Source organism: Micromonospora sp. HB375 (assembly GCF_017872985.1).
Taxonomy (GTDB): Bacteria; Actinomycetota; Actinomycetes; order Mycobacteriales; family Micromonosporaceae; genus Micromonospora; species Micromonospora chalcea.
Genome location: NZ_JAGGJO010000001.1, coordinates 2,520,535 through 2,539,812 on the forward strand (window position 1 = coordinate 2,520,535; position 19,278 = coordinate 2,539,812).

19 protein-coding genes are annotated in these 19,278 nt (G+C 75.1%); 11 read left to right on the top strand and 8 right to left on the bottom strand.

Annotated elements, in window-relative coordinates:
* Positions 1 to 810: 810 nt before the first annotated feature.
* Both J3R08_RS11735 and J3R08_RS11740 read right to left on the bottom strand, forming a co-directional pair.
* Positions 811 to 1,578, bottom strand: a complete 768-nt coding sequence (locus J3R08_RS11735; protein WP_043325031.1) for a polyprenol monophosphomannose synthase — start codon at positions 1,576 to 1,578, stop codon at positions 811 to 813.
* A 15-nt stretch (positions 1,579 to 1,593) separates the two neighbouring features.
* Positions 1,594 to 2,115 carry an SRPBCC family protein gene (locus tag J3R08_RS11740; protein ID WP_307189071.1) on the bottom strand — a complete coding sequence of 174 codons (522 nt, stop codon included), beginning with the start codon at positions 2,113 to 2,115 and terminating at the stop codon, positions 1,594 to 1,596.
* 175 nt (positions 2,116 to 2,290) lie between these two features.
* Between J3R08_RS11740 and J3R08_RS11745 the strand changes: the two genes are divergently transcribed.
* The 8 genes from J3R08_RS11745 to J3R08_RS11780 are packed head-to-tail and all read left to right on the top strand — an operon-like array spanning position 2,291 to position 10,987.
* Positions 2,291 to 3,955 (top strand): HAD-IIIA family hydrolase, encoded by a 1,665-nt coding sequence (locus J3R08_RS11745; RefSeq protein WP_113973171.1) that lies wholly within the window; start codon positions 2,291 to 2,293, stop codon positions 3,953 to 3,955.
* A complete protein-coding gene (locus J3R08_RS11750) occupies positions 3,952 to 4,926 on the top strand; it encodes a glycosyltransferase (RefSeq protein WP_209961133.1) in 975 nt (324 codons plus the stop codon). The genes J3R08_RS11745 and J3R08_RS11750 overlap by 4 nt, the downstream gene beginning before the upstream one ends.
* Positions 4,911 to 6,128, top strand: coding sequence for a glycosyltransferase (locus tag J3R08_RS11755; RefSeq protein WP_043325028.1), 1,218 nt, complete (start codon positions 4,911 to 4,913; stop codon positions 6,126 to 6,128). Before J3R08_RS11750 ends, J3R08_RS11755 begins: the two co-directional genes overlap by 16 nt.
* A complete protein-coding gene (locus J3R08_RS11760; protein WP_043325027.1) occupies positions 6,128 to 6,820 on the top strand; it encodes an SIS domain-containing protein in 693 nt (230 codons plus the stop codon). The genes J3R08_RS11755 and J3R08_RS11760 overlap by 1 nt, the downstream gene beginning before the upstream one ends.
* On the top strand, positions 6,817 to 8,313 hold the full coding sequence (locus J3R08_RS11765; protein ID WP_104115452.1) for a PfkB family carbohydrate kinase: 1,497 nt from the start codon (positions 6,817 to 6,819) through the stop codon (positions 8,311 to 8,313). The genes J3R08_RS11760 and J3R08_RS11765 overlap by 4 nt, the downstream gene beginning before the upstream one ends.
* 43 nt (positions 8,314 to 8,356) lie before the next feature.
* Positions 8,357 to 9,058 carry an SDR family oxidoreductase gene (locus J3R08_RS11770; RefSeq protein ID WP_043325024.1) on the top strand — a complete coding sequence of 234 codons (702 nt, stop codon included), beginning with the start codon at positions 8,357 to 8,359 and terminating at the stop codon, positions 9,056 to 9,058.
* Positions 9,055 to 10,014: a glycosyltransferase family 9 protein gene (locus tag J3R08_RS11775; RefSeq protein ID WP_209961136.1), complete on the top strand. Its 960-nt coding sequence runs from the start codon at positions 9,055 to 9,057 to the stop codon at positions 10,012 to 10,014. The genes J3R08_RS11770 and J3R08_RS11775 overlap by 4 nt, the downstream gene beginning before the upstream one ends.
* Complete coding sequence (locus tag J3R08_RS11780) at positions 9,998 to 10,987, top strand: DNA topoisomerase IB (protein WP_069089898.1); 990 nt, start codon at positions 9,998 to 10,000, stop codon at positions 10,985 to 10,987. The genes J3R08_RS11775 and J3R08_RS11780 overlap by 17 nt, the downstream gene beginning before the upstream one ends.
* Positions 10,988 to 11,157: 170 nt before the next feature.
* Here J3R08_RS11780 and J3R08_RS11785 read toward each other — a convergent pair whose 3' ends face one another.
* From J3R08_RS11785 to J3R08_RS32400, 4 genes are all read right to left on the bottom strand, one after another.
* A complete protein-coding gene (locus tag J3R08_RS11785; protein WP_043325022.1) occupies positions 11,158 to 12,201 on the bottom strand; it encodes a helix-turn-helix domain-containing protein in 1,044 nt (347 codons plus the stop codon).
* A 125-nt stretch (positions 12,202 to 12,326) separates the two neighbouring features.
* Positions 12,327 to 12,830, bottom strand: coding sequence for a hypothetical protein (locus J3R08_RS11790; protein WP_064448748.1), 504 nt, complete (start codon positions 12,828 to 12,830; stop codon positions 12,327 to 12,329).
* Between the two features lie 64 nt (positions 12,831 to 12,894).
* The gene (locus J3R08_RS11795) at positions 12,895 to 14,526 is read right to left on the bottom strand and encodes an ATP-dependent DNA helicase RecQ (protein ID WP_064448747.1); all 1,632 of its coding nucleotides are present in this window, start codon (positions 14,524 to 14,526) and stop codon (positions 12,895 to 12,897) included.
* Positions 14,527 to 14,594: 68 nt separating this feature from the next.
* On the bottom strand, positions 14,595 to 14,717 hold the full coding sequence (locus tag J3R08_RS32400) for a hypothetical protein (protein ID WP_255358596.1): 123 nt from the start codon (positions 14,715 to 14,717) through the stop codon (positions 14,595 to 14,597).
* 139 nt (positions 14,718 to 14,856) lie between these two features.
* Here J3R08_RS32400 and J3R08_RS11800 point away from each other — a divergent pair, with 139 nt between their 5' ends.
* Complete coding sequence (locus J3R08_RS11800) at positions 14,857 to 16,356, top strand: glycoside hydrolase family 3 protein (RefSeq protein WP_069089896.1); 1,500 nt, start codon at positions 14,857 to 14,859, stop codon at positions 16,354 to 16,356.
* A 45-nt stretch (positions 16,357 to 16,401) separates the two neighbouring features.
* Here the strand turns inward: J3R08_RS11800 and J3R08_RS11805 are convergent, their stop codons facing one another.
* Positions 16,402 to 16,689: a GNAT family N-acetyltransferase gene (locus J3R08_RS11805; protein WP_064448745.1), complete on the bottom strand. Its 288-nt coding sequence runs from the start codon at positions 16,687 to 16,689 to the stop codon at positions 16,402 to 16,404.
* The gene (locus J3R08_RS11810; RefSeq protein WP_209961137.1) at positions 16,686 to 17,912 is read right to left on the bottom strand and encodes a cysteine desulfurase-like protein; all 1,227 of its coding nucleotides are present in this window, start codon (positions 17,910 to 17,912) and stop codon (positions 16,686 to 16,688) included. Before J3R08_RS11810 ends, J3R08_RS11805 begins: the two co-directional genes overlap by 4 nt.
* 99 nt (positions 17,913 to 18,011) lie before the next feature.
* Between J3R08_RS11810 and J3R08_RS11815 the strand changes: the two genes are divergently transcribed.
* Together J3R08_RS11815 and J3R08_RS11820 are read left to right on the top strand one after the other, a co-directional pair.
* Positions 18,012 to 18,371 carry a hypothetical protein gene (locus J3R08_RS11815; protein ID WP_030499883.1) on the top strand — a complete coding sequence of 120 codons (360 nt, stop codon included), beginning with the start codon at positions 18,012 to 18,014 and terminating at the stop codon, positions 18,369 to 18,371.
* Positions 18,372 to 18,437: 66 nt separating this feature from the next.
* Positions 18,438 to 19,259: a DUF1206 domain-containing protein gene (locus tag J3R08_RS11820; RefSeq protein ID WP_043325016.1), complete on the top strand. Its 822-nt coding sequence runs from the start codon at positions 18,438 to 18,440 to the stop codon at positions 19,257 to 19,259.
* Positions 19,260 to 19,278: the final 19 nt, after the last annotated feature.

Genomic DNA, 19,278 nt, shown 5'->3' on the forward strand with positions numbered 1-19,278 from the left:
CCCTCGCCGCTGCCGTCCTCCGCGCCCTCGCGGCAGTGGGGTCCGGCCCGCGTCAGCGCACCCGCTGCGGCTGACCTCCGCCGACGTCCGCTCGCCCTGGCTGACCTCCGGTCGCACCCATTGCGGCTGACCGCCCGACTCCGCCAACCGCAGGACGCCTGGCACCGGAAGCTCGCCCACCGACAGGCGGGTGGGCGTGCGGCGTGGCGGCTGGCGAGGGGCGGCCTGGCGGTCTCGCCCCTCGGAACACGGCGACCCGGCACGGGCAGGCTGGCCGAACACTCCCTTGACACACCCGCGCGACGATCAGGCACCTAACCGCAGTCAGTACGTCACCGGGCACAGGCGCGGCCCGCAGATCTTGGTACGAAACGGCCCCCATGAGGGCCGTTTCGTACCAAGATCTGCGCCAGTTCCCGGGATGCGGGTTGCTGATCTCACTTGGCGAGATGAGGGCGGGAAGCGGCACCGTCCCGCGTGATCTTGCAGTTGGCGCCCGAGGGATGCCGGTTTTGCCAGGCTTTGCCGGGCACCAAACTGCAAGATCGCGCCTGTGGCGGGGTGGCGGGGTGGCGGGGTGGCGGGGTGGCGGGGTGGAGCGGTGAGGCATGCGGCGTTGGTTACGCAGCGTGCTTGATTGCGCCTGGGTGGGGCCGTGGCGCCGGGAGAGCGCCCCAGGTCAACGCGGTGCTGCGCCGGTGGCGGCAGAGCAAAGGCGCGGGGTGCGGGACATGGCGGGGCGAGCGCGCCCTCACGCGCCGTGACAGCGGCGTGAGGGCGCGTTGCGGGCGCGCGGCAGGGCAGGGCGGATCAGGAGTCGAGGTTGCGGTGCCGGCTGCGCAGCTTGAACGGCATCAACGCGCTCTCGATCTTGGTGGCGGTGGTCATCTTCGAGTCGCCGTCGCGGCGCTCCTCGAAGCGGATCGGCACCTCCAGGATGGTGTGGCCCAGCTTGGTGGCGAGGTAGTGCATCTCCACCTGGAAGCTGTAGCCGTTCGACTGGACCCGGTCCAGCCCGATCGCGCGCAGCGCCTCGGCCTGCCAGATCTTGAAGCCGGCGGTCAGGTCACGGATGCGCACGCGCAGCAGCGTGTGCACGTACAGGTTGGCCCAGCCGCTGAGCGCGCGCCGGTACAGCGGCCAGTTCTCGTCCAGCTCACCGCCGGGCACGTACCGCGAGCCGATGACCACCGAAGCCTGCGTGGACAGCAGCGCGCCGAGCATGCCGGGCAGCGCCTCCGGCGGGTGCGACAGGTCGGCGTCCATCTGGGCGACGAAGTCCGCGCCGTCGTCGAGCGCCCGGCCGATGCCGTCCACGTACGCCCGGCCGAGGCCCTCCTTGCCCGGGCGGTGCACCACCGTCACCCGGTCCGGGTGCTCGATGGCCAGCTTGTCGGCGACCTCACCGGTGCCGTCCGGGGAGTTGTCGTCCGCGACCAGCACCTTCAGCCCCGGCAGAGGCAGCGCGAGCAGGCGCTCGACCAGCACCGGGAGGTTGCCCGCCTCGTTGTAGGTCGGAACGACGACGGTCAGGCGCGCATCCCCCCACGGGGAGGGTAACTGCACGGGTTCGATCATCACGGACATCCTCGGTCAGCGGACAGGTTCATCTGAGAGGGTATCCAGTGGGCCGTGCGGCGGCCGCACAGACGCCCCGCCGAGGGATCGATCCCGCTCCGGCTTCTGCCGGGTCGCGATGTCGGACAGCCGGGCCAGCGTCTCCCGGTTGCGAAGATGCAGCACCAGGTCGTTGAGCTTGGTCCGGACCCACCGCAGCGGCCCGGCGGCGAAGTCCTCGCCGATGGTCACCCGGGTCCGGCCGTCCTCCAGCGGTTCCAGAGCGAACGCCACTGTCGCCTCGCCGGCCGGCCACAACCCGGCGCGCAGCACGAGCCGGTGCGGCGCCTGGCACTCCAGCACGGTGGACTTGTCCTGCAGCGAGAACGGCCAGGGCCCGGCCCGGTGGTGCAGGTTGCTGCCGACCCGGGGCCACGTGTCGTCCACGTCCCGCACGTGCACGGTGCCCACCACCCAGTCGCTGTACGTCCACCCGTCCGCGAGCACCTCGAAGACCTGCTCCGGAGGTGCGTCGATCACTTTCTCCACAACCGCCATCACCAACCGGTACCCCGCCCCGGGCCGCCGCTAACGGCGATGCGGGTTAGCTTCTCGGGGGCGGCGGGTATCGCCGGACCGGAACGGTCGTGGCAACGTGTGCGCCGGCACCGGCGGGGCGCGCCTGGCGCCGACGTCGACGTTTACTCCTCGGGGGCTCGGGAACCCGCCGCCCGTGCGACGGGACCAGGAGCGGGATCAGTGCAGGTCAGCCCGGGTTGACCCGGGTGCTGACCGGTTCCCGTCCGGCCTCTACGACGCGGTGCTGCTGGACCGGGACGGCACGCTGATCGAGGACGTGCCGTACAACGGCGACCCGGAGAAGGTACGGCCGGTGCCGGGCGCCCGGGAGGCGCTGGACCGGTTGCGGGCGGCCGGGTTGCGGCTCGCCGTGGTGACGAACCAGTCCGGCCTGGCCCGCGGCTGCTTCACCGCGGACGAGCTGAGGCTGGTCAACGCCCGGGTGGAGGAACTGCTCGGGCCCTTCGACCACTGGGCGATCTGCCCGCACGCGGAAGCCGACGGGTGCGCCTGCCGCAAGCCGGCGCCCGGGCTCGTACACGAGGCAGCCCGCGCGCTCGGCACCACGCCGACCCGGTGCGTGCTGATCGGCGACATCGGCGCGGACACGGCCGCCGCCGCGGCGGCCGGCGCTGCCACGATCATGGTGCCCACGCCGGCCACCCGGGCTGCCGAGGTGGCCGCCGCGCCCACAGTTGCCGCCGACCTGCCGGACGCGGTGAGCACAGTGCTGGCCAGGATGCGCCTCACGGCCGCGCCGCAACGCGCGGGCCGTAACCGCCGGGGCACGGTCCTCGTCGTCCGCAGCGACGCCGCCGGTGACGTGCTGGTGACCGGTCCCGGCATCCGCGCGGTGGCGGCCGGCGCGCAGCGGGTGGTGCTGCTGTGCGGGCCACGCGGCCGGGCGGCGGCCGAACTGCTGCCCGGCGTGGACGAGATCATCGAAGCGCCGCTGCCGTGGATCGACGCGCCCGCCCCGCCCGTCGACCCGGGTGACATGCGCGCGCTCACCGACCGGCTCGCGGCCGTACGCGCCGACGAAGCCGTCGTCTTCACCTCCTTCCACCAGTCCGCGCTGCCGCTGGCGCTGCTGCTGCGCCTGGCCGGGGTGCCCCGGATCAGCGCGATCAGCGATGACTACCCGGGCAGCCTGCTCGACGTGCGCCACCGCGTCCCGGCCGGCGTACCCGAACCGGAACGCGCCCTGTCCCTCGCCGCCGCCGCCGGATTCGCGCTGCCCGGCCACGACGAACCCGCCCTGCGCATCCGCTCCGACCGGCTTCCGCCACCCGCGGCCGAGGCCGGGGCGCCCGGCTACGTGGTGCTGCATCCCGGGTCCTCGGTGGAGACCCGCGCCTGCCCGGAGGAACTGGCCACGCGAGTGGTCCGGGTGCTCGGCGCGGCCGGTCACCGGGTGGTGGTCACCGGCGGGCCGGACGAGCGGGAGCTGACCGCCCGGGTCGCGGCGGCGGGCGGCGTCGACCTCGGCGGGCGTACCGGGCTGGCGGAGCTGGCCGCTGTGGTCGCCGGCGCCGGCGCGCTGGTGGTCGGCAACACCGGCCCCGCGCACCTGGCCGCCGCGCTCGGCGTGCCGGTGGTGAGCCTGTTCGCGCCCACGGTGCCGTTCGGGCAGTGGGGGCCCTACCGGGTGCCGACAGTGCGCCTCGGTGACGCGGCGGCGCCCTGCCGGGACACCCGCGCCACCGTCTGCCCGGTGCCCGGTCACCCGTGCTTGTCGGCGGTCGAGCCGGGCCGGGTGCTGGAGGCGTTGCGGCTGCTCGGCGTGCCGGCGCCGGTGGCGGGCGGGGTGGTCGGATGAACATCCTGCTGTGGCACGTCCACGGGTCGTGGACGACGTCCTTCGTGCACGGCAAGCACCGCTACCTGGTGCCGGTCACGCCGGACCGGAGCCCGTACGGGCTGGGCCGGGCGCGCACCTACCCGTGGCCGGACAGCGCGGTCGAGGTCACGCCGCAAGACCTGCGCGGCGCCGACGTGGACCTGGTGATCCTGCAGCGCCCGGAGGAACTCGACCTGGCCGCCGAGTGGCTCGGCCGCCGCCCCGGACGCGACGTCCCGGCGATCTACGTCGAGCACAACACGCCGAAAGGCGACGTGCCGAACACCCGTCATCCCATGGCCGACCGCGACGACCTGCTGCTCACCCACGTCACCGCGTTCAACGAGCTGTTCTGGGACAACGGCGGCACCCGCACCACGGTGGTCGACCACGGCGTCGTACCGCCCGCCGTCGAATGGACCGGCGAACTCGACCGCCTCGCCGTGGTCATCAACGAGCCGGTACGCCGCTGGCGCGTCACCGGCACCGACCTGCTCGCCCGGTTCGCCGCGCTCGCCCCGCTCGACGTCTACGGCATGAAGGTGGCCGGTCTCGCCGCCCACCTCGGACTGCCCGAGGACCGGCTGACCAGCCACGACGACGTACCCCAGCACGCCATGCACGCCGAACTCGCCAAACGGCGCGCCTACCTGCACCTGTGCCGCTGGACCTCACTGGGCCTCAGCCTCGTCGAGGCCATGACCATGGGCATGCCGGTGGTGGCGCTGGCCACCACCGAAGCGGTGGAAGCCGTCCCGCCGGAGGCGGGCGCGCTGTCCACCCGGGTCGACACGCTCGTCGAGGCCGCCCGTGGCCTGCTGGACGACAGGGAGTCCGCCCGCCGGGCGGGCGCCGCGGCGCGGGCCGCCGCCCGGGGCCGCTACGGCCTGGAGCGTTTCCTCGCCGACTGGGACCGGCTGCTGGAGGAGGAAGTATGCGCATCGCGATGATCTCGGAGCACGCCAGCCCGCTCGCCGTCCTCGGCGGGGAGGACGCCGGTGGCCAGAACACGCATGTCGCGGAGCTCTCCGCCGCGCTCGCGGCCGCCGGTCACGACGTACGGGTCTACACCCGGCTCGACGCGGTGGACCTGCCGGTGAGCGTGCGTGCTCCGGACGGGTACGAGGTGGTGCACGTACCGGCCGGGCCGGCCGAGCCGGTGGCCAAGGACGACCTGCTGCCGTACATGCCGGCGTTCGGCAACTGGCTGGCCGACCGGTGGCGCACCGGCGACTGGCAGCCCGAGGTGGTGCACGCGCACTTCTGGATGAGCGGGCTGGCCGGGCTCGCCGCGGCCCGCCGCGCGGGCGTGCCGGTGGTGCAGACCTACCACGCGCTCGGCACCGTCAAGCGCCGCCACCAGGGCGCGCAGGACACCAGCCCGCCGGGCCGGGTCGAGCACGAGCGGAAGCTGGGCCGCTCGGTGGACCGGGTGGTCGCCCAGTGCCAGGACGAGGTCGCCGAGCTGGTCCGGATGGGTGTGCCCCGCTCCCGGATGACAGTCGTGCCGTCGGGGGTGAACCTGTCCACGTTCGCCCCGCTCGGCCCGGTCGCCGACCGTGACGGCGGCCGGGCCCGCATCCTCACCGTCGGCCGGCTGGTCGAGCGCAAGGGCTTCCAGGACGTCATCCGGGCCGTCGCCGAGGTGCCGGACGCCGAGTGCGTGGTGGTCGGCGGCCCGCCGGCCGGACTGCTGGAGACCGACCCGTACGCGCTGCGCCTGCGGACGCTGGCCCGCTCGCTCGGCGTCGCCGACCGGGTGCGGCTGGTCGGCGCGGTCCCCCGGGAGGAGATGGGCCGCTGGTACCGGTCCGCCGACGTGCTCGTCGCCGCACCCTGGTACGAGCCGTTCGGGCTCACCCCGCTGGAGGCGATGGCGTGCGGCGTGCCGGTGGTCGGCACCGCGGTCGGCGGGCTCATCGACACGGTGGTGCCCGGCCGCACCGGCGACCTGGTGCCGGCCCGCGATCCGGCGGCGCTCGGCGCGGCGATCCGGGGTCTGCTCGGTGACCGGATCCGCCGGTTCGCCTACGCCACCGCGGCGCTGGAACGGGCCCGCACCCGTTACTCGTGGGCCACCACCGCCGACCGCCTCACCGAGTTGTACGGCGAGGTGGCCAGCGTCGGCCGTCCCACCCGGGTGGTCGCCTGATGACGGCGACCCCGCCGGCCGCCGGCGGCACGCTGCTGGAGGACCACCTGGCGCTGCTGGCCGCCGCGCTGCTGCCGCTGCGGGAGTCGGAGCGGATGCTGGCCCGCTGGGGTGAGGATCTGGCGCAGCGGCTCGCCGCCGGCGGGCGGCTGCTGGTGGCCGGCAACGGCGGCAGCGCCGCCGAAGCCCAGCACCTCACCGCCGAACTCGTCGGCAAACTCCGCCACGACCGCCAACCCCTGTCCGCCATCGCCCTCCACGCCGAAACCAGCGCCCTCACCGCCATCGCCAACGACTACGGCTACGACGAAACCTTCGCCCGACAGGTACGCGCCCACGGCCGACCCCACGACATCCTCCTGCTCCTCACCACCAGCGGCACCAGCACCAACCTCCTCACCGCCGCCCACGCCGCCCACCAGACCGGCCTGCGCACCTGGGCCTTCACCGGCCCCGCGCCCAACCCCCTCGCCGACCTCTGCCACGAGCACCTGGCGATCGACTCGCCGGACGGGCAGGTGGTGCAGGAGCTGCATCTGGTGGCCTCGCACGTGCTCTGCGAGTACGTCGAACGGGCGCTGCCGGCGGCCCTCGCCGCCCCGGCGCCGGCCGAACCGGTGCGTACCGGCGTCGAGGTGGTGCTCGGCGACCCGGACCCGGCGGCGCCCGCCGGACCGGGAGGCCGGGCATGAGGGGGCCGGTGGTGGTGCTCGGGGACACGCTGCTGGACCGCGACGTCGAGGGTCTGGTGAACCGGCTCTGCCCGGACTCCCCGGTGCCGGTGCTGGACGAGACCTCCTCCGTCGACCGTCCCGGCGGCGCCGGCCTGGCCGCGGTGTTCGCGGCCGCTCAGGGCGCCGAGGTCGCGCTCGTCACCGCGGTCGCCGACGACGCCGGCGGGGCCCGGATCGGCACGCTGCTCGCCGCCGCGGGGGTGCGGTTGTACGCGCTGCCGCTGGCCGGTGCCACCCCGGAGAAGGTCCGGCTGCGGGTACGCGGCCGGGTGCTGCTGCGCCACGACCGGGGCGGCGCGGCCGGTGTGCCCGGTCAGCCGAGCGACGCCGTGCTGCGGCTGATCGCCGACGCGTCCGCCGTGCTGGTGAGCGACTACGGCCGGGGCGTGGCCGGGCATCCCGCGCTGCGCGCCGCGCTGGCCGCCACCCGGGCGCCGGTGGTCTGGGACCCGCATCCGCGCGGTCCGGCCGCCGTACCCGGGGTGCACCTGGCGACTCCGAACGAGCCGGAGGCCCGCGACCTGGCCAAGACGCCGCCGGGCGGGTCCCGCCTCGCGGCCGCGTCCCGCAGCGCGCAGGCGCTGCGCCGGCGCTGGCAGGCGCGCGCGGTCGCGGTGACGCTCGGCGGGGACGGCGCGTTGCTCTGTCACGCCGGATCCACGCCCCTGGTGGTGCCGGCGCCACCGGCCGAGGGGGACACCTGCGGGGCGGGGGACCGCTTCGCGTCCACCGCGACGCTCGCGCTGGCCCGTGGGGCGCTGGTCTCCGAGGCGGTGCAGGAGGCGGTCGCGCAGGCGTCCGCGTACGTGGCCGGGGGTGGCGTGGCCGCCGCGCTGCCGGCCCCGGTACGGGCGGTGGCCCCGGCGGTGGTCACCGGCGGCGGCGACCGGGTCGGCGCCGGGGCGGCCGGTGAGGTGGTGGCCCGGGTACGCGCGGCCGGCGGCACCGTGGTCGCCACCGGCGGCTGCTTCGACCTGCTGCACGCCGGGCACGTGGCGACGCTCCAGGCGGCCCGGCAACTCGGCGACTGCCTGGTGGTCTGCCTCAACTCCGACGCCAGCGTGGCCGGGCTCAAGGGACCGGAGCGCCCGGTCGTGCCGCAGGGCGACCGGGGCCGGCTGCTCGCCGCGCTCGGCTGCGTCGACGCGGTGCTGATCTTCGACGAGCCGACCCCGGAGGCGGCGCTGTCCTGGCTGCGTCCGGACATCTGGGTCAAGGGCGGCGACTACGCCAGCGGCGGCGGCGCCGAGACGTTGCCCGAGTCGGAGATCCTGGCCCGCTGGGGCGGGCACACGGTGGTGGTGCCGTACCTCGACGGGCGCTCGACCACCGACATGATCGCTGCCGCGCGGGCGGGACGGGGCAGCGGCGGCTGGCCGGCCACGACGCTCGACCCGGCGGAGGCCGTCGCGCAGACGGTGGTCCGGTCCACGGCGAAGGGAGCACGATGAACGAGCGACGCATCCGATCCGGCGCGGTCGCGCGGGCGGCGGCATGAACGCCCCCGCTCCCGGCGCCGGGCCCGCGGTCCTGGTCACCGGCGGGTCGAGCGGGCTCGGCGCGGCGGTGGTCGCCGCGGTGGCCCGCTCCGGTGGACGCCCGCTGGTGCTGGACCGGCAGCGTCCCGCCGACGGTGTGCCCTGGGCCGAGTGCGACCTGGCCGACACCCGAGCCGCCGAGGCCGCCACGCGCGATCTCGCGGAACGCTCCGGCGGGCTGGACGCCGTGGTCACCGCCGCCGGCATGGACGTGCCGGGGAAGCTGGCCGACATCCCGGCGGAGACCTGGGAACGGATCGTCACTGTGGACCTGCTCGCCACGGCCGCGGTGATCCGGGCCGCGCTGCCCTGGCTGGAGGCGTCCCGCGGCAACATCGTCACGGTGGCCTCGACGCTGGGCGTGAAGGCGGTGAGCGACGCGACGGCGTACTGCGCGGCGAAGTTCGGGGTGGTGGGCTTCACCCGGGCGCTCGCCGCCGAGCTGGCCGGCACTGTGGGCGTGACGCTGCTGATCCCGGGCGGGATGCGGACCGCGTTCTTCGACGAGCGGGACGCGCAGTACCGCCCCGGCCCGGACGCGGTGCTCAACGAGCCGTCCGACACCGCCGCCGCGGTCATGTTCGCACTCTCCCAGCCGGCCGGCTGCGCGGTACGCGAGATGGTGGTGTGCGCCGCGCAGGAGTCCTCGTACCCGTGATCCTGGTGCTGCGGGCGCTCGGCGTCGGCGACCTGGTCACCGCCGTGCCGGCGTTGCGTGGCCTGCGCGCCGGCCTGCCGGGCCGGGAACTGGTGCTCGCCGCGCCGGACTGGCTGGCGCCGCTGGCGGAGCTGACCGGGGCGGTCGACCGGGTACTGCCCACCACCGGACCGGACCGGATCGCGTGGACCGGACCGCCGCCGGAGGTGGCGGTCAACCTGCACGGCCGGGGGCCGCAGTCGCACCGGGCGCTGGCCGCGGTACGCCCCGGCCGGCTGCTCGCCCACCGCAACCCGGACGCCGGGCACCCGGACGGCCCGGCCTGGGACGACGACGAGCACGAGGTGCGCCGCTGGTGCCGCCTGCTGCACGCGTACGGCCTGCCGGCCGACCCGGGAGACCTCGCGCTGCGCCGTCCGGCGGCGGGCGGCGTACCGGCCGGGTTGACGCTGCTGCACCCGGGCAGCAAGATCCCGGCGAAGCGCTGGCCGGCGCGGCGGTTCGCCGGGCTGGCCCGGGAGCTGACCGCGCGCGGTCACCGGGTGGCGGTGACCGGATCTGCCGGCGAGCGGGCGCTGGCCGAGCGGGTCGCCCGCGACGGGGGGCTGCCGCCGGAGGCGGTGCTGGCCGGCCGGACCGGGCTGGCCGAGCTGGCCGCGCTCGTCGCGGGCGCGCGGCTGGTGGTCAGCGGGGACACCGGCGTGGCGCACCTGGCCACCGGCTACGGCACCGCCTCGGTGGTGCTGTTCGGGCCGGTGCAGGCGGCGCACTGGGGGCCACCGGCGGACCGGCCTCGCCACCGCGCCCTCGGTGCGATCGAGCCCACGCACGTCAACCCGGATTCGACCGGGTCACGCGGGGTAGGAAGCCACCCGACATTGAATGCCATCGGGATCGACGAGGTGGTGGCCGCGGTGGCCGACGTGGAACGGGTTTCCGGTGCGGTTGCGGCGTAGCGATCCGGGCCGGCCGGGGTACGCGCGCCGGCGACGCGGCAAGGGCTGGCTGTTCCTCGACCCGGCCGGCGAGCCGGTGCGCGACGCCGGGGAGCTGGCCCGGCTGCGCGAGCTGGTCATCCCGCCCGCCTGGCAGGACGTGTGGATCTCGCCGTACCCGAACGGTCACATCCAGGCCACCGGCATCGACGCGGCGGGCCGCAAGCAGTACCTCTACCACCCGGGCTGGCGGCGCAAGCGCGACGAGGCGAAGTTCGACCACGTGCTGGAGGTGGCCCACCGGCTGCCCGCGCTACGGGACCGGGTCACGCAGGACCTGGCGCTGCGCGGCCTGCGCCGGGAGCGGGTGCTCGCCACCGTCGCCCGGCTGCTCGACATGGGCGCCTTCCGGGTCGGCAGCGACCAGTACGCCACCGGCGACGACCCGACCTTCGGGGTGGCCACGCTGCGCCCCGAGCACACCCGCTCCCGGGGCGGGTGCGTGGTGTTCGAGTTCCCCGCCAAGGGCGGCATCGAGCAGGTCCGCCGGATCGAGGACGCGGAGCTGTGCCGGGTGCTGCTCAACCTGCGCCGGCGGCGGCGGGCCCAGGAGCGGCTGTTCGGCTACTGGGACGGCCGGTCCTGGCGCGACGTGCGCAGCGACGAGGTGAACGACTACCTGCGCGACGCCAGCGGCGGGGAGATGACCGCGAAGGACTTCCGTACCTGGCACGCCACCGTGCTGGCGGCGGCCGAGCTGGCGACAGTGGGCCCGCAGCGCTCCGCTACCGCCCGCAGGCGGGCGGTGGCCGGGGTGATGCGGTCGGTGGCCGAGTTGCTCGGCAACACCCCGACGGTGGCGCGGGCCTCCTACGTGGACCCGCGGGTGGTCGACCTCTACCACGACGGGGTGCTGGCGCCGGTGCAGCCGGAGATGCCGCGCGAGGCGGTGGAGAAGTCGGTGCTGGCGCTGCTGGAGGAGGAGGCCGGCTGACCGGCCCCGTCGGTCCTGGGGGGAAGCGCGACGGGGCCGGAAACCTCGTCCGGCGCGGATGCGGGGAGACCGCCACCGGGGCGGCCGCCCGCGGCCGGGCCGCCGCGGACGCCACGCCACGGCCCCCCGATACCAGTGGGCCGCCGCTGGGAGCGGTCTCAGCCCTGCGTTCAGTATGTCCGCGCCGAGTTGACTGCGGATGCCGTGGTGTTGACGATCCGTGCCGGTTCCAGATGACGGGCCCGGAATGCCTGCGGTGTCTCCGCGTGCGCGGCCCGGAAGGCGCGGCTGAAGTGTGCCTTGTCCCGGAAGCCCCAGCGGGCGGCGATGAGCTGGATCGAGCGGTCGCTCAGCGCCGGGTCGGCGAGGTCGCGCCGGCACCGGGCCAGCCGCTCGTCCCTGATGTACGCCGCGACGGTGGTCTCCTCGTCCTCGAAGAGCCGGTGCAGCGAGCGCACCGAGATGTGGTGCGCGTCGGCGATCCGGCCCGGGTCCAGCGAGGCGTCCCCGAGGTGCTGTTCCACGTACGAGCGCACCTGGGCGAGCAGGGCGCGCCGCCGGATCTCGGTGGGGACCGCCTCCTCGGAGACCAGGTTGCGGCCGAGCAGCGTGGCGACCAGGTCCAGGCCGATCCCGCCCAGCCGCTCGGCGTCGGCGGCGTGGTACTGCTCGGGGTGCGCGGTGATCCGGACGAGGAAGTCGGCGAGCAGGCCGCCGACGCCCTCGGAGCCGGACATCCGCCCGGCGAACAGGGGAGCGAGACGGCGGCGCGGCAGCGGCAGCGCGTCGTACGGCATCAGGGCCACGATCGAGCGGGCGTACGCGGGCCCGGCCGGGTCGGCGTGGTGGCTGACCTCGTGCGGGCGGGAGCAGTCGTAGAAGGTGAGGTCGCCGGGGCGGCAGCAGGCCCGCTGCCCCGCCTGGTCGGCCTGGCTGGTCCCGGTGAGCGTGAGCGCGAGCAGGTAGTAGTCCGGGTCGGAGCGCTGGATCAGCTTCGAGGTGCGGACGCAGTCCACCGACGGGTAGCGGTAGCGGATGAGCCGCATCCGGCCCAGCTCGACGAACTCGGCCCGCGCGACGAAGTCGTCGGCGTGCGCGGTGTGCACCCGCAGTGGCGTCGGGGTGCTGGCCATCATGTCCAGCCACATGCCGAAGCGCTCGCGTGGTGGCAGATCCTCCGTGTCGAGCACCTGCCGGCGCAGCTTCCCGTCCATCAACCGACCCCCGTGGTTCGTCACACCTGCTAGAACCAGGACGCCCCACGGGGCCGAAAAGCGACACCCGTGGGGCCGTGACGTCCGTCATTGACGGACCGGGGAGCCTTCTGTTAGCAGTCCGTTCAGTCGTTCAGCACCTGGGCCAGCCGGTCCCGGAACCGCCGCTCCGAGTCGGTCACCGTGTCGCCGCCGAGGCCCAGGATGCCGCCGGTGGAGGCCGCGCCCACCACCTGCTCGGCGATGTCCACCAGCCAGTGCCGGTACGCCCCGGCCTGACCCTCGTCCACCCGGGCGGCGAGCAGGGCGGCGGCCTGGCCGGCCCGGGCCAGCACGTCCTCGATCATCGCCTTCGGGTCCTCCGGCGTGAGCACCGGAAGCTCCGCGCCGGTCTCCGGGTCGCCGACCCGGTCGACGATCTCGCCGGCCACCGCCGCGACGAGCGGGCTCGCCGACTCGCGGCCGGCGGCGATGGTCTGCAGCCCGGCGGCGTTCTCGGCCATGGTGCGGCGGGTGCCGTCGGACTCGGCGGCGGCCGCCGCGGTGAGCACCGACTGCGGCAGCCCCACCAGCAGCCCCCACTCCTCGTCGGAGACGCCGAACCGGGTGTACGCCGGCTGCTCGATCACGATCAGGCCCCTTTCGCCGTGGTCGTCGTTCGTCGACGGGCGCCGCCGCGGCGCCCGGGTCAGGCTAGTCGAGTTCCAGCAGTCCCTGTTCGGACACCACGGGCACGGAGAGCGTCTTGTAACCGACCTCGTCGAAGAGCACAGTCATCCGGTCCTCCTCGTAGCTGAGCACCAGGCCGGCGCCCCACTCCGGGTGGCGCACCTGGCTGTGCACGGGGAACGGCCCGACCGCGCCGTCTCCGGCCACGCTGGTGCCGGCGTGGCAGTTGTCGCAGTGCCCGCAGACCTCGTGCATCTGCTCGCCGAAGTACGCCAGCAGGGCCTGGCCCCGGCACCCGGTGGTCTCGGCGAACGCGCGCATCATGTCGGTACGCGACCGGGTCACCGTCTGCTGCCGTTCCGCCTCGGCCAGCGCGGCCCGGCCGGACTCGGCGGCCGCCGGGGCGTACCGGGGCGCGCCGATGCGCTGCCGGGCGCGTGGCTCGGCGGCGCCGACCTGCTCCAGCAGGGACAGGTACTGGCCCAGTTTGCGCGGGCCGAGCCCGGTCAGCTCGCGCAGCTCCTTGCGGTTGCGGGCCTTGCCGCGCAGCACCGCGGCCAGCTCGGTCAGCTCCTTTTCGTCCGGCAGCCCGCCGCTGAAGTAGCGCTGCAGGCCGACGTCCTCGGCGCGCCACAGCAGCAGCACCCGGGCCGGTGAGCCGTCGCGCCCGGCGCGGCCGATCTCCTGGAAGTAGCTGTCCGGCGAGTCGGGCAGCGCCATGTGCACCACCCAGGCGATGTTCGGCTTGTCGATGCCCATGCCGAACGCCGACGTGGCCACCATGATCGGCACCCGGTCGGCGAGGAACGCCTCGTGCAGCTCGTGCCGGGCCGCGGTGGGCATGCCGCCGTGGTAGAACTCGGCCGGGAAACCGGCGCCGGTGAGCCGCTCGGCCAGCTCCTCGGCCGCCCGCCGGGTCGGCACGTAGATGATGCCGGGCCGCTCGTCGTCGCGCAGCAGCGCGATCAGCCGCCGCCACCGGTAGTCGTCGGTGGGGCAGTGGGCCACCTCGAGGAAGAGGTTGGGCCGGTCCAGCCCGGAGACCACCACCTCGGGCTCGCGCAGCCGCAGCCGGGCGATGATGTCGTCGCGTACCGGCGGGGAGGCGGTGGCGGTGAGCGCCACCACCGGCGGGCGGCCCAGGCCGTCGATCAGGTGGCCCAGCGCCAGGTAGTCCGGGCGGAAGTCGTGGCCCCACGCCGAGATGCAGTGCGCCTCGTCGATCGCCACCAGCGCCGGCTTCAGCTCCCGGACCTCGGCGAGCCGGTCCGGGTTGCTCAGCGCCTCCGGCGTGATGAACAGGAACTCCGCCCGCCCGGCCCGGATGTCCTCGATCGCCTCGGCCTGCTGGGCGGCGCTCTCGTCCGAGCTGATCCGTACCGCGCGCAGTTCCGGACGCTGCCGTTCGTTGAGCGCGGCGATCTGGTCCTGCTGCAACGCCAGCAGCGGGGAGATCACCACCGTGGGGCCGGGGATCAGGCTGGCCGGGATCTGGTAGATCGCCGACTTCCCGGCGCCGGTGGGCAGCACCACCAGCGCGTCGCGGCGCTTCATCACGGCGCGCATGGCGGCGAGCTGGTTGGGCCGCAGCGCGGTCCAGCCGAACAGGTTCCGTGCCGCCCGGCGCAGGCTGGAGGAGTGAGTGGTCAGTTTCATCAAGCGCCTCAGCTACCCCCGGCGATCCCGCGCGAAACCGCCTGCGCCGCTCACCCGCCCGGTGCGGATCAGCGGCGGAACATGGCGCGGATGGCGATCAGCAGGAACAGGCCGCCGACGATCAGGCCGAGCAGCCGTACGCCGGGGATGTCGGCGGCGCTGGTGGCGTCGGCGAGCGGCAGGGCGGACATGTGGGAACTCTCCCACGGGAGGTCGCGGGACGCCACCGCCTAACAGTAAGGATTGTTGACTATTTAGCTGCGCGGTGTGACCATGTCAGCACCCGCCGGCCCCGGCGGGTCCGTGGGGGAGACGGGGGTACGACAGCACATGAGCGAGCGGACCGAGGGATCGACCGGAGATCTGGCGGCGCTCGCCGCCGCCGTCCTGCAACCGGGGTTCGTCGGCACCACGCCGCCGCCGTGGGTGTGCCGCTGGCTCGGCGAAGGGCTCGGCTCGGTCGTCCTGTTCGCCCGCAACGTCGTCGACCACGAGCAGGTCGCCACGCTCACCGCGAACCTGCGGGCCGAGCGGCCGGACGTCATCGTGGCGATCGACGAGGAGGCCGGCGACGTCACCCGGATCGAGTCCGCCCGGGGCAGCTCCCGGCCCGGCAACTACGCGCTCGGCGCGATCGACGACCCGGCGCTGACCGAGGAGGTCGCCCGCGACCTCGGCGCCGAACTGGCAGCCGTCGGCGTCACTCTGGACTACGCCCCGGACGCCGACGTCAACTCCAACCCGGCCAACCCGGTGATCGGGGTGCGCGCGTTCGGCGCCGACCCGGACCTGGTCGCCCGGCACACCGCCGCCTGGGTACGCGGCCTGCAGTCCGGCGGCGTCGCCGCCTGCGCCAAGCACTTCCCCGGACACGGCGACACCCGGGTCGACTCGCACCACGACCTGCCCCGCATCGGCGGCGACCGGGCCCGCCTCGACGCGGTCGAGCTGGCCCCGTTCCGGGCCGCCGTGGCCGCCGGGGCGCAGGCGGTGATGACCGGCCACCTGCTGGTGCCGGCGCTGGACCCGGAGCTGCCCGCCACGCTCAGCCCGCGCGTGCTGGGCGGGCTGCTGCGCGAGGAGATGGGCTTCGGCGGCGTGGTGGTCACCGACGCGGTGGAGATGCGGGCGGTGGCCGACCGGTACGGCTTCACCGGCGCCGCGGTACGCGCGCTCGTGGCCGGCGCGGACGCGATCTGCGTGGGCGGGGAACGGGCCACCGAGGCCGACGCCCGCGAGCTGCGCGACGCGATCGTCGCCGCGGTGATCAGCGGCCAGCTGCCCGAGGAGCGGCTCGCCGAGGCGGCCAAGCGCGTCGGTCAGCTCGCCGCCTGGAGCGTCGCCGCCCGCGCCCGCCGGGTCGCCGGCACGCCACCGGCCGACGGCTCACCGATCGGGCTGGCCGCCGCCCGCCGGGCGGTCCGGGTCAGCGGCGATGCCGCGCTGCTGCCGCTGGCCGGGCCGGCGCACGTGGTGGAGTTCGCGCCGCCGCGCAACATCGCCATCGGCGAGGAGACGCCGTGGGGGATCGCCGCGCCCCTGGCCAGCCTGGCGCCGGGCACCACGACCGCCCGCTACGCCGCCGACGCCGTACCGGCCGACCCGGGCGACCTGCCGGCCGGACGGCCGCTCGTGCTGGTGGTGCGCGACCTGCACCGGCACGACTGGATGCGGGACGCGGTGCGCCGGGCGCTCGCCGCGCGCCCGGACGCGGTGGTGGTCGAACTGGGCGTGCCCGAGCTGGTCACCGGCGCGGTGCACCTGGCCACCCACGGCGCCACCGCCGCCGCGGCCCGCGCCGCCGCCGAGGTGCTCAGCGGCGCCCGCTGACTCCCGGGCCGGCCGGGCGGGGAGGTCCCCCGGCCGGCCCGGGCCTCACGCCGGGTCGGCCACCAGGTCGGCGTACTCGGGGTGACGCTTGACGAACGCGGCCACGAACGGGCAGCTCGGCACGATCCGGCCGCCCCGGGCGCGGACCTCGTCCAGCGCGCCCCGGACCAGCGCCGCGCCGACGCCCTGACCCTGGAACCGGTCGTCGACCTCGGTGTGCGTGAAGACCAGCACCCCGTCGCCGGGGGTGTACGCGGCGAACCCGGCCAGCGCGTCGTCCACCAGGATCTCGAAGCGACGCTTGGCGGGGTTGTCCTCGACCTGAAAGCTCACCGGGCCATTCTCCCTCCGGGGCCGGCCAGCCGGTCCAGTTCGGTCAGCAGCCGGTCCACCTCCTCGACCGTGTTGTAGTGGTAGACGCTGGCCCGGACCGCGCCGCCGTCGGCGCGCAGGCCCATCGTGCGGAAGTACTCGTAGGCGTAGTAGTCGCCGTGCGACAGGCACAGCCCCGCCTCGCCCAGCGCCGCCGCCGTCTGCGCCGGGGCCAGGCCGGCCACCCGGAACGACACCGTCGGGCAGCGCCGGGCCGGTGCGCCGTAGACGGTCACGAACGACCGGCCGGTCAGCCCGGCGAGCAGCCGCTCGAAGACCGCCTCCTCGTGCGCCTGCGCGGCGGCCAGCCCGGCGCGTACCCGCTCCCGCCGGTCGCCGGTCGCGGCCGGATCCAGGCCGGCCAGGTGGTCCACCGCGGCGGTCACCCCGGCCAGCAGCGGGAAGCTCGGCGTGCCGTACTCGAACCGGTCCGGCACCGAATCGGCGGAGGGAAGCAGCTTCGCCGGGCGCAGCGCCTCCCAGCGCGCCGGGTCGGCCACCATCGCCGCGAGGTGCGGCCCGGACCACTTGTACGCGCTGGTCACCAGGAAGTCCGCGCCGAGCGAGGCCAGATCGGTCGGGCCGTGCGGCACCGAGTGCACGCCGTCCACGCACACCAGCGCGCCGGCCGCGTGCGCGGTCTTGGCGATCGCCGCCACGTCCGGCACGGTGCCGATCGCGTTGCTGCCGGCGGTCACCGCGACCAGCCGGGTCCGCTCGGTGACCAGGTCGGCGTACTGGCCGGCGGGCAGCTCGCCGCTCACCGGATCGAACTCGGCCCAGCGCACCGTGGCGCCGGCCGCCTGCGCGGCCTGCACCCAGGGCCGGACGTTCGCGTCGTGGTCCAGCCGGGACACCACCACCTCGTCGCCCGGCCGCCAGCCGGCGCCGAGCGTGCGGGCCAGGGTGTACGTCAGCGCGGTCGCGCTCGGACCGAGCACCACGCCCGACGGCTGCGCGCCGAGCAGGTCGGCGACCGCCGCCCGCGCCCCGGCGACCAGCTCCAGCGCCCGGCGGCCGGGTACGAAAGCGGCGCTGCGGTTGCCGGTGGCGGCGCGCATGGCGCCGGTCACCGCCTCGATCACGCCGGCCGCGGTCTGGGTGCCCCCGGCGCCGTCGAAGTGGGCGAATCCCTCGGCCAGGGCGGGGTAGGCGGCCCGGACCCGGGCGACGTCGAAAGCCATTCCGGCACCCTAGCGCGCACCCCGGACGCCCCGCCCGGCGTGCCGTCGCGGGCCCCGGGCGCGACGGCGCGCTGGCGCAGTCCGCCTATCCTTGGGCGGGTGACGATCCGACGCGCCACCTCCGCCCCCGCCCGCCGTGCCGCCGGTCTGCTCGCCGGCCTCGCCCTCGGCGCCGCGCTGCTCGCCGGATGCAGCTCCGAAGGTGCCGAGACCGACTGCGGCCTCGACGCCTGCACGATCACCTTCGACCGCGGCGTGGAAGCCAGCGCCCGGATCCTCGGCGTCGAGGCGAAGCTCGTCGGCGCCCAGGGCGACCAGGTCACCGTCGAGGTGGCCGGGGAACAGCTCTCCCTGACCGTGGGCCAGCAGGCCACCGAGGTCGCCGGCTTCCAGGTCAGCCTGGACAGCGTCACCGACCAGCAGGTGGTGCTGCGGGTCGCCCGCGACCTCGCCGGCTGATCCGTTTCGGCCGCTCCCGGCGGGCGCGGACGTTTGGAAAATCGCCCGCCGGGAGATTGAGGGCTCATGTCTCTCACCCGGAATGCCGGAGCCACCGCCGCCCAGGCTCGAAACAGCCGGTGGCTCGAACTGTTGACCCGTGGCGGCTTCATCGGATACGGAATCGTGCACCTTCTCCTCGCCTGGCTGGCGCTGCAGATCGCCTTCGGCAAGTCCGGCGAGGAGGGGAACCAGAACGGCGCGCTGCGCACCCTCGGTGAACAGCCGCTCGGGAAGTTCCTCCTGATCGCGATGGCGGTCGGCCTGTTCGCCATGGCGATCTGGCAGGCCTTCGAGGCGATCTCCGGCCACGTCTCCCGGACCGGCAAGGAACGCACGTTCGAACGGATCGCCTCGGCGGTCCGGGTCGTCGTGTTCGTCTGGCTGGGCTGGACCGCGATCAAGGTCTTCCAGGACGCCAGCGCCAACGCCTCGGACCAGCAGCAGCAGTTCTCCGAGAAGCTGATGGCCTCCGACGGCGGCCGGTGGCTGGTCGGGCTGGCCGGACTTGCGCTCGCCGCGCTCGGCGTCGGCATGGTGATCTACGGCCTGAAGAAGAAGTTCGAGCGCAACCTCAAGACCGGCGAGATGAGCCCGAAGACCCGCCAGCTCACCCGCCGTCTCGGCATGGCCGGGTACGCCTCCCGGGGCACCGTGTTCGCCATCGCCGGCGTGCTCGTCGTGGTCGCCGCGGTCAACTACGACCCGGAGAAGGCGCGTGGCCTGGACGCCGCGCTGCGGACGCTGCGCGACCAGTCGTACGGGCCGTGGCTGCTGGCGCTCATGGCGCTGGGCATCGCCGCGTTCGGCGTCTACTGCTTCTTCCAGTCCCGGTACCGCAAGGTCTGATCCTGGTCGATACCCGGGC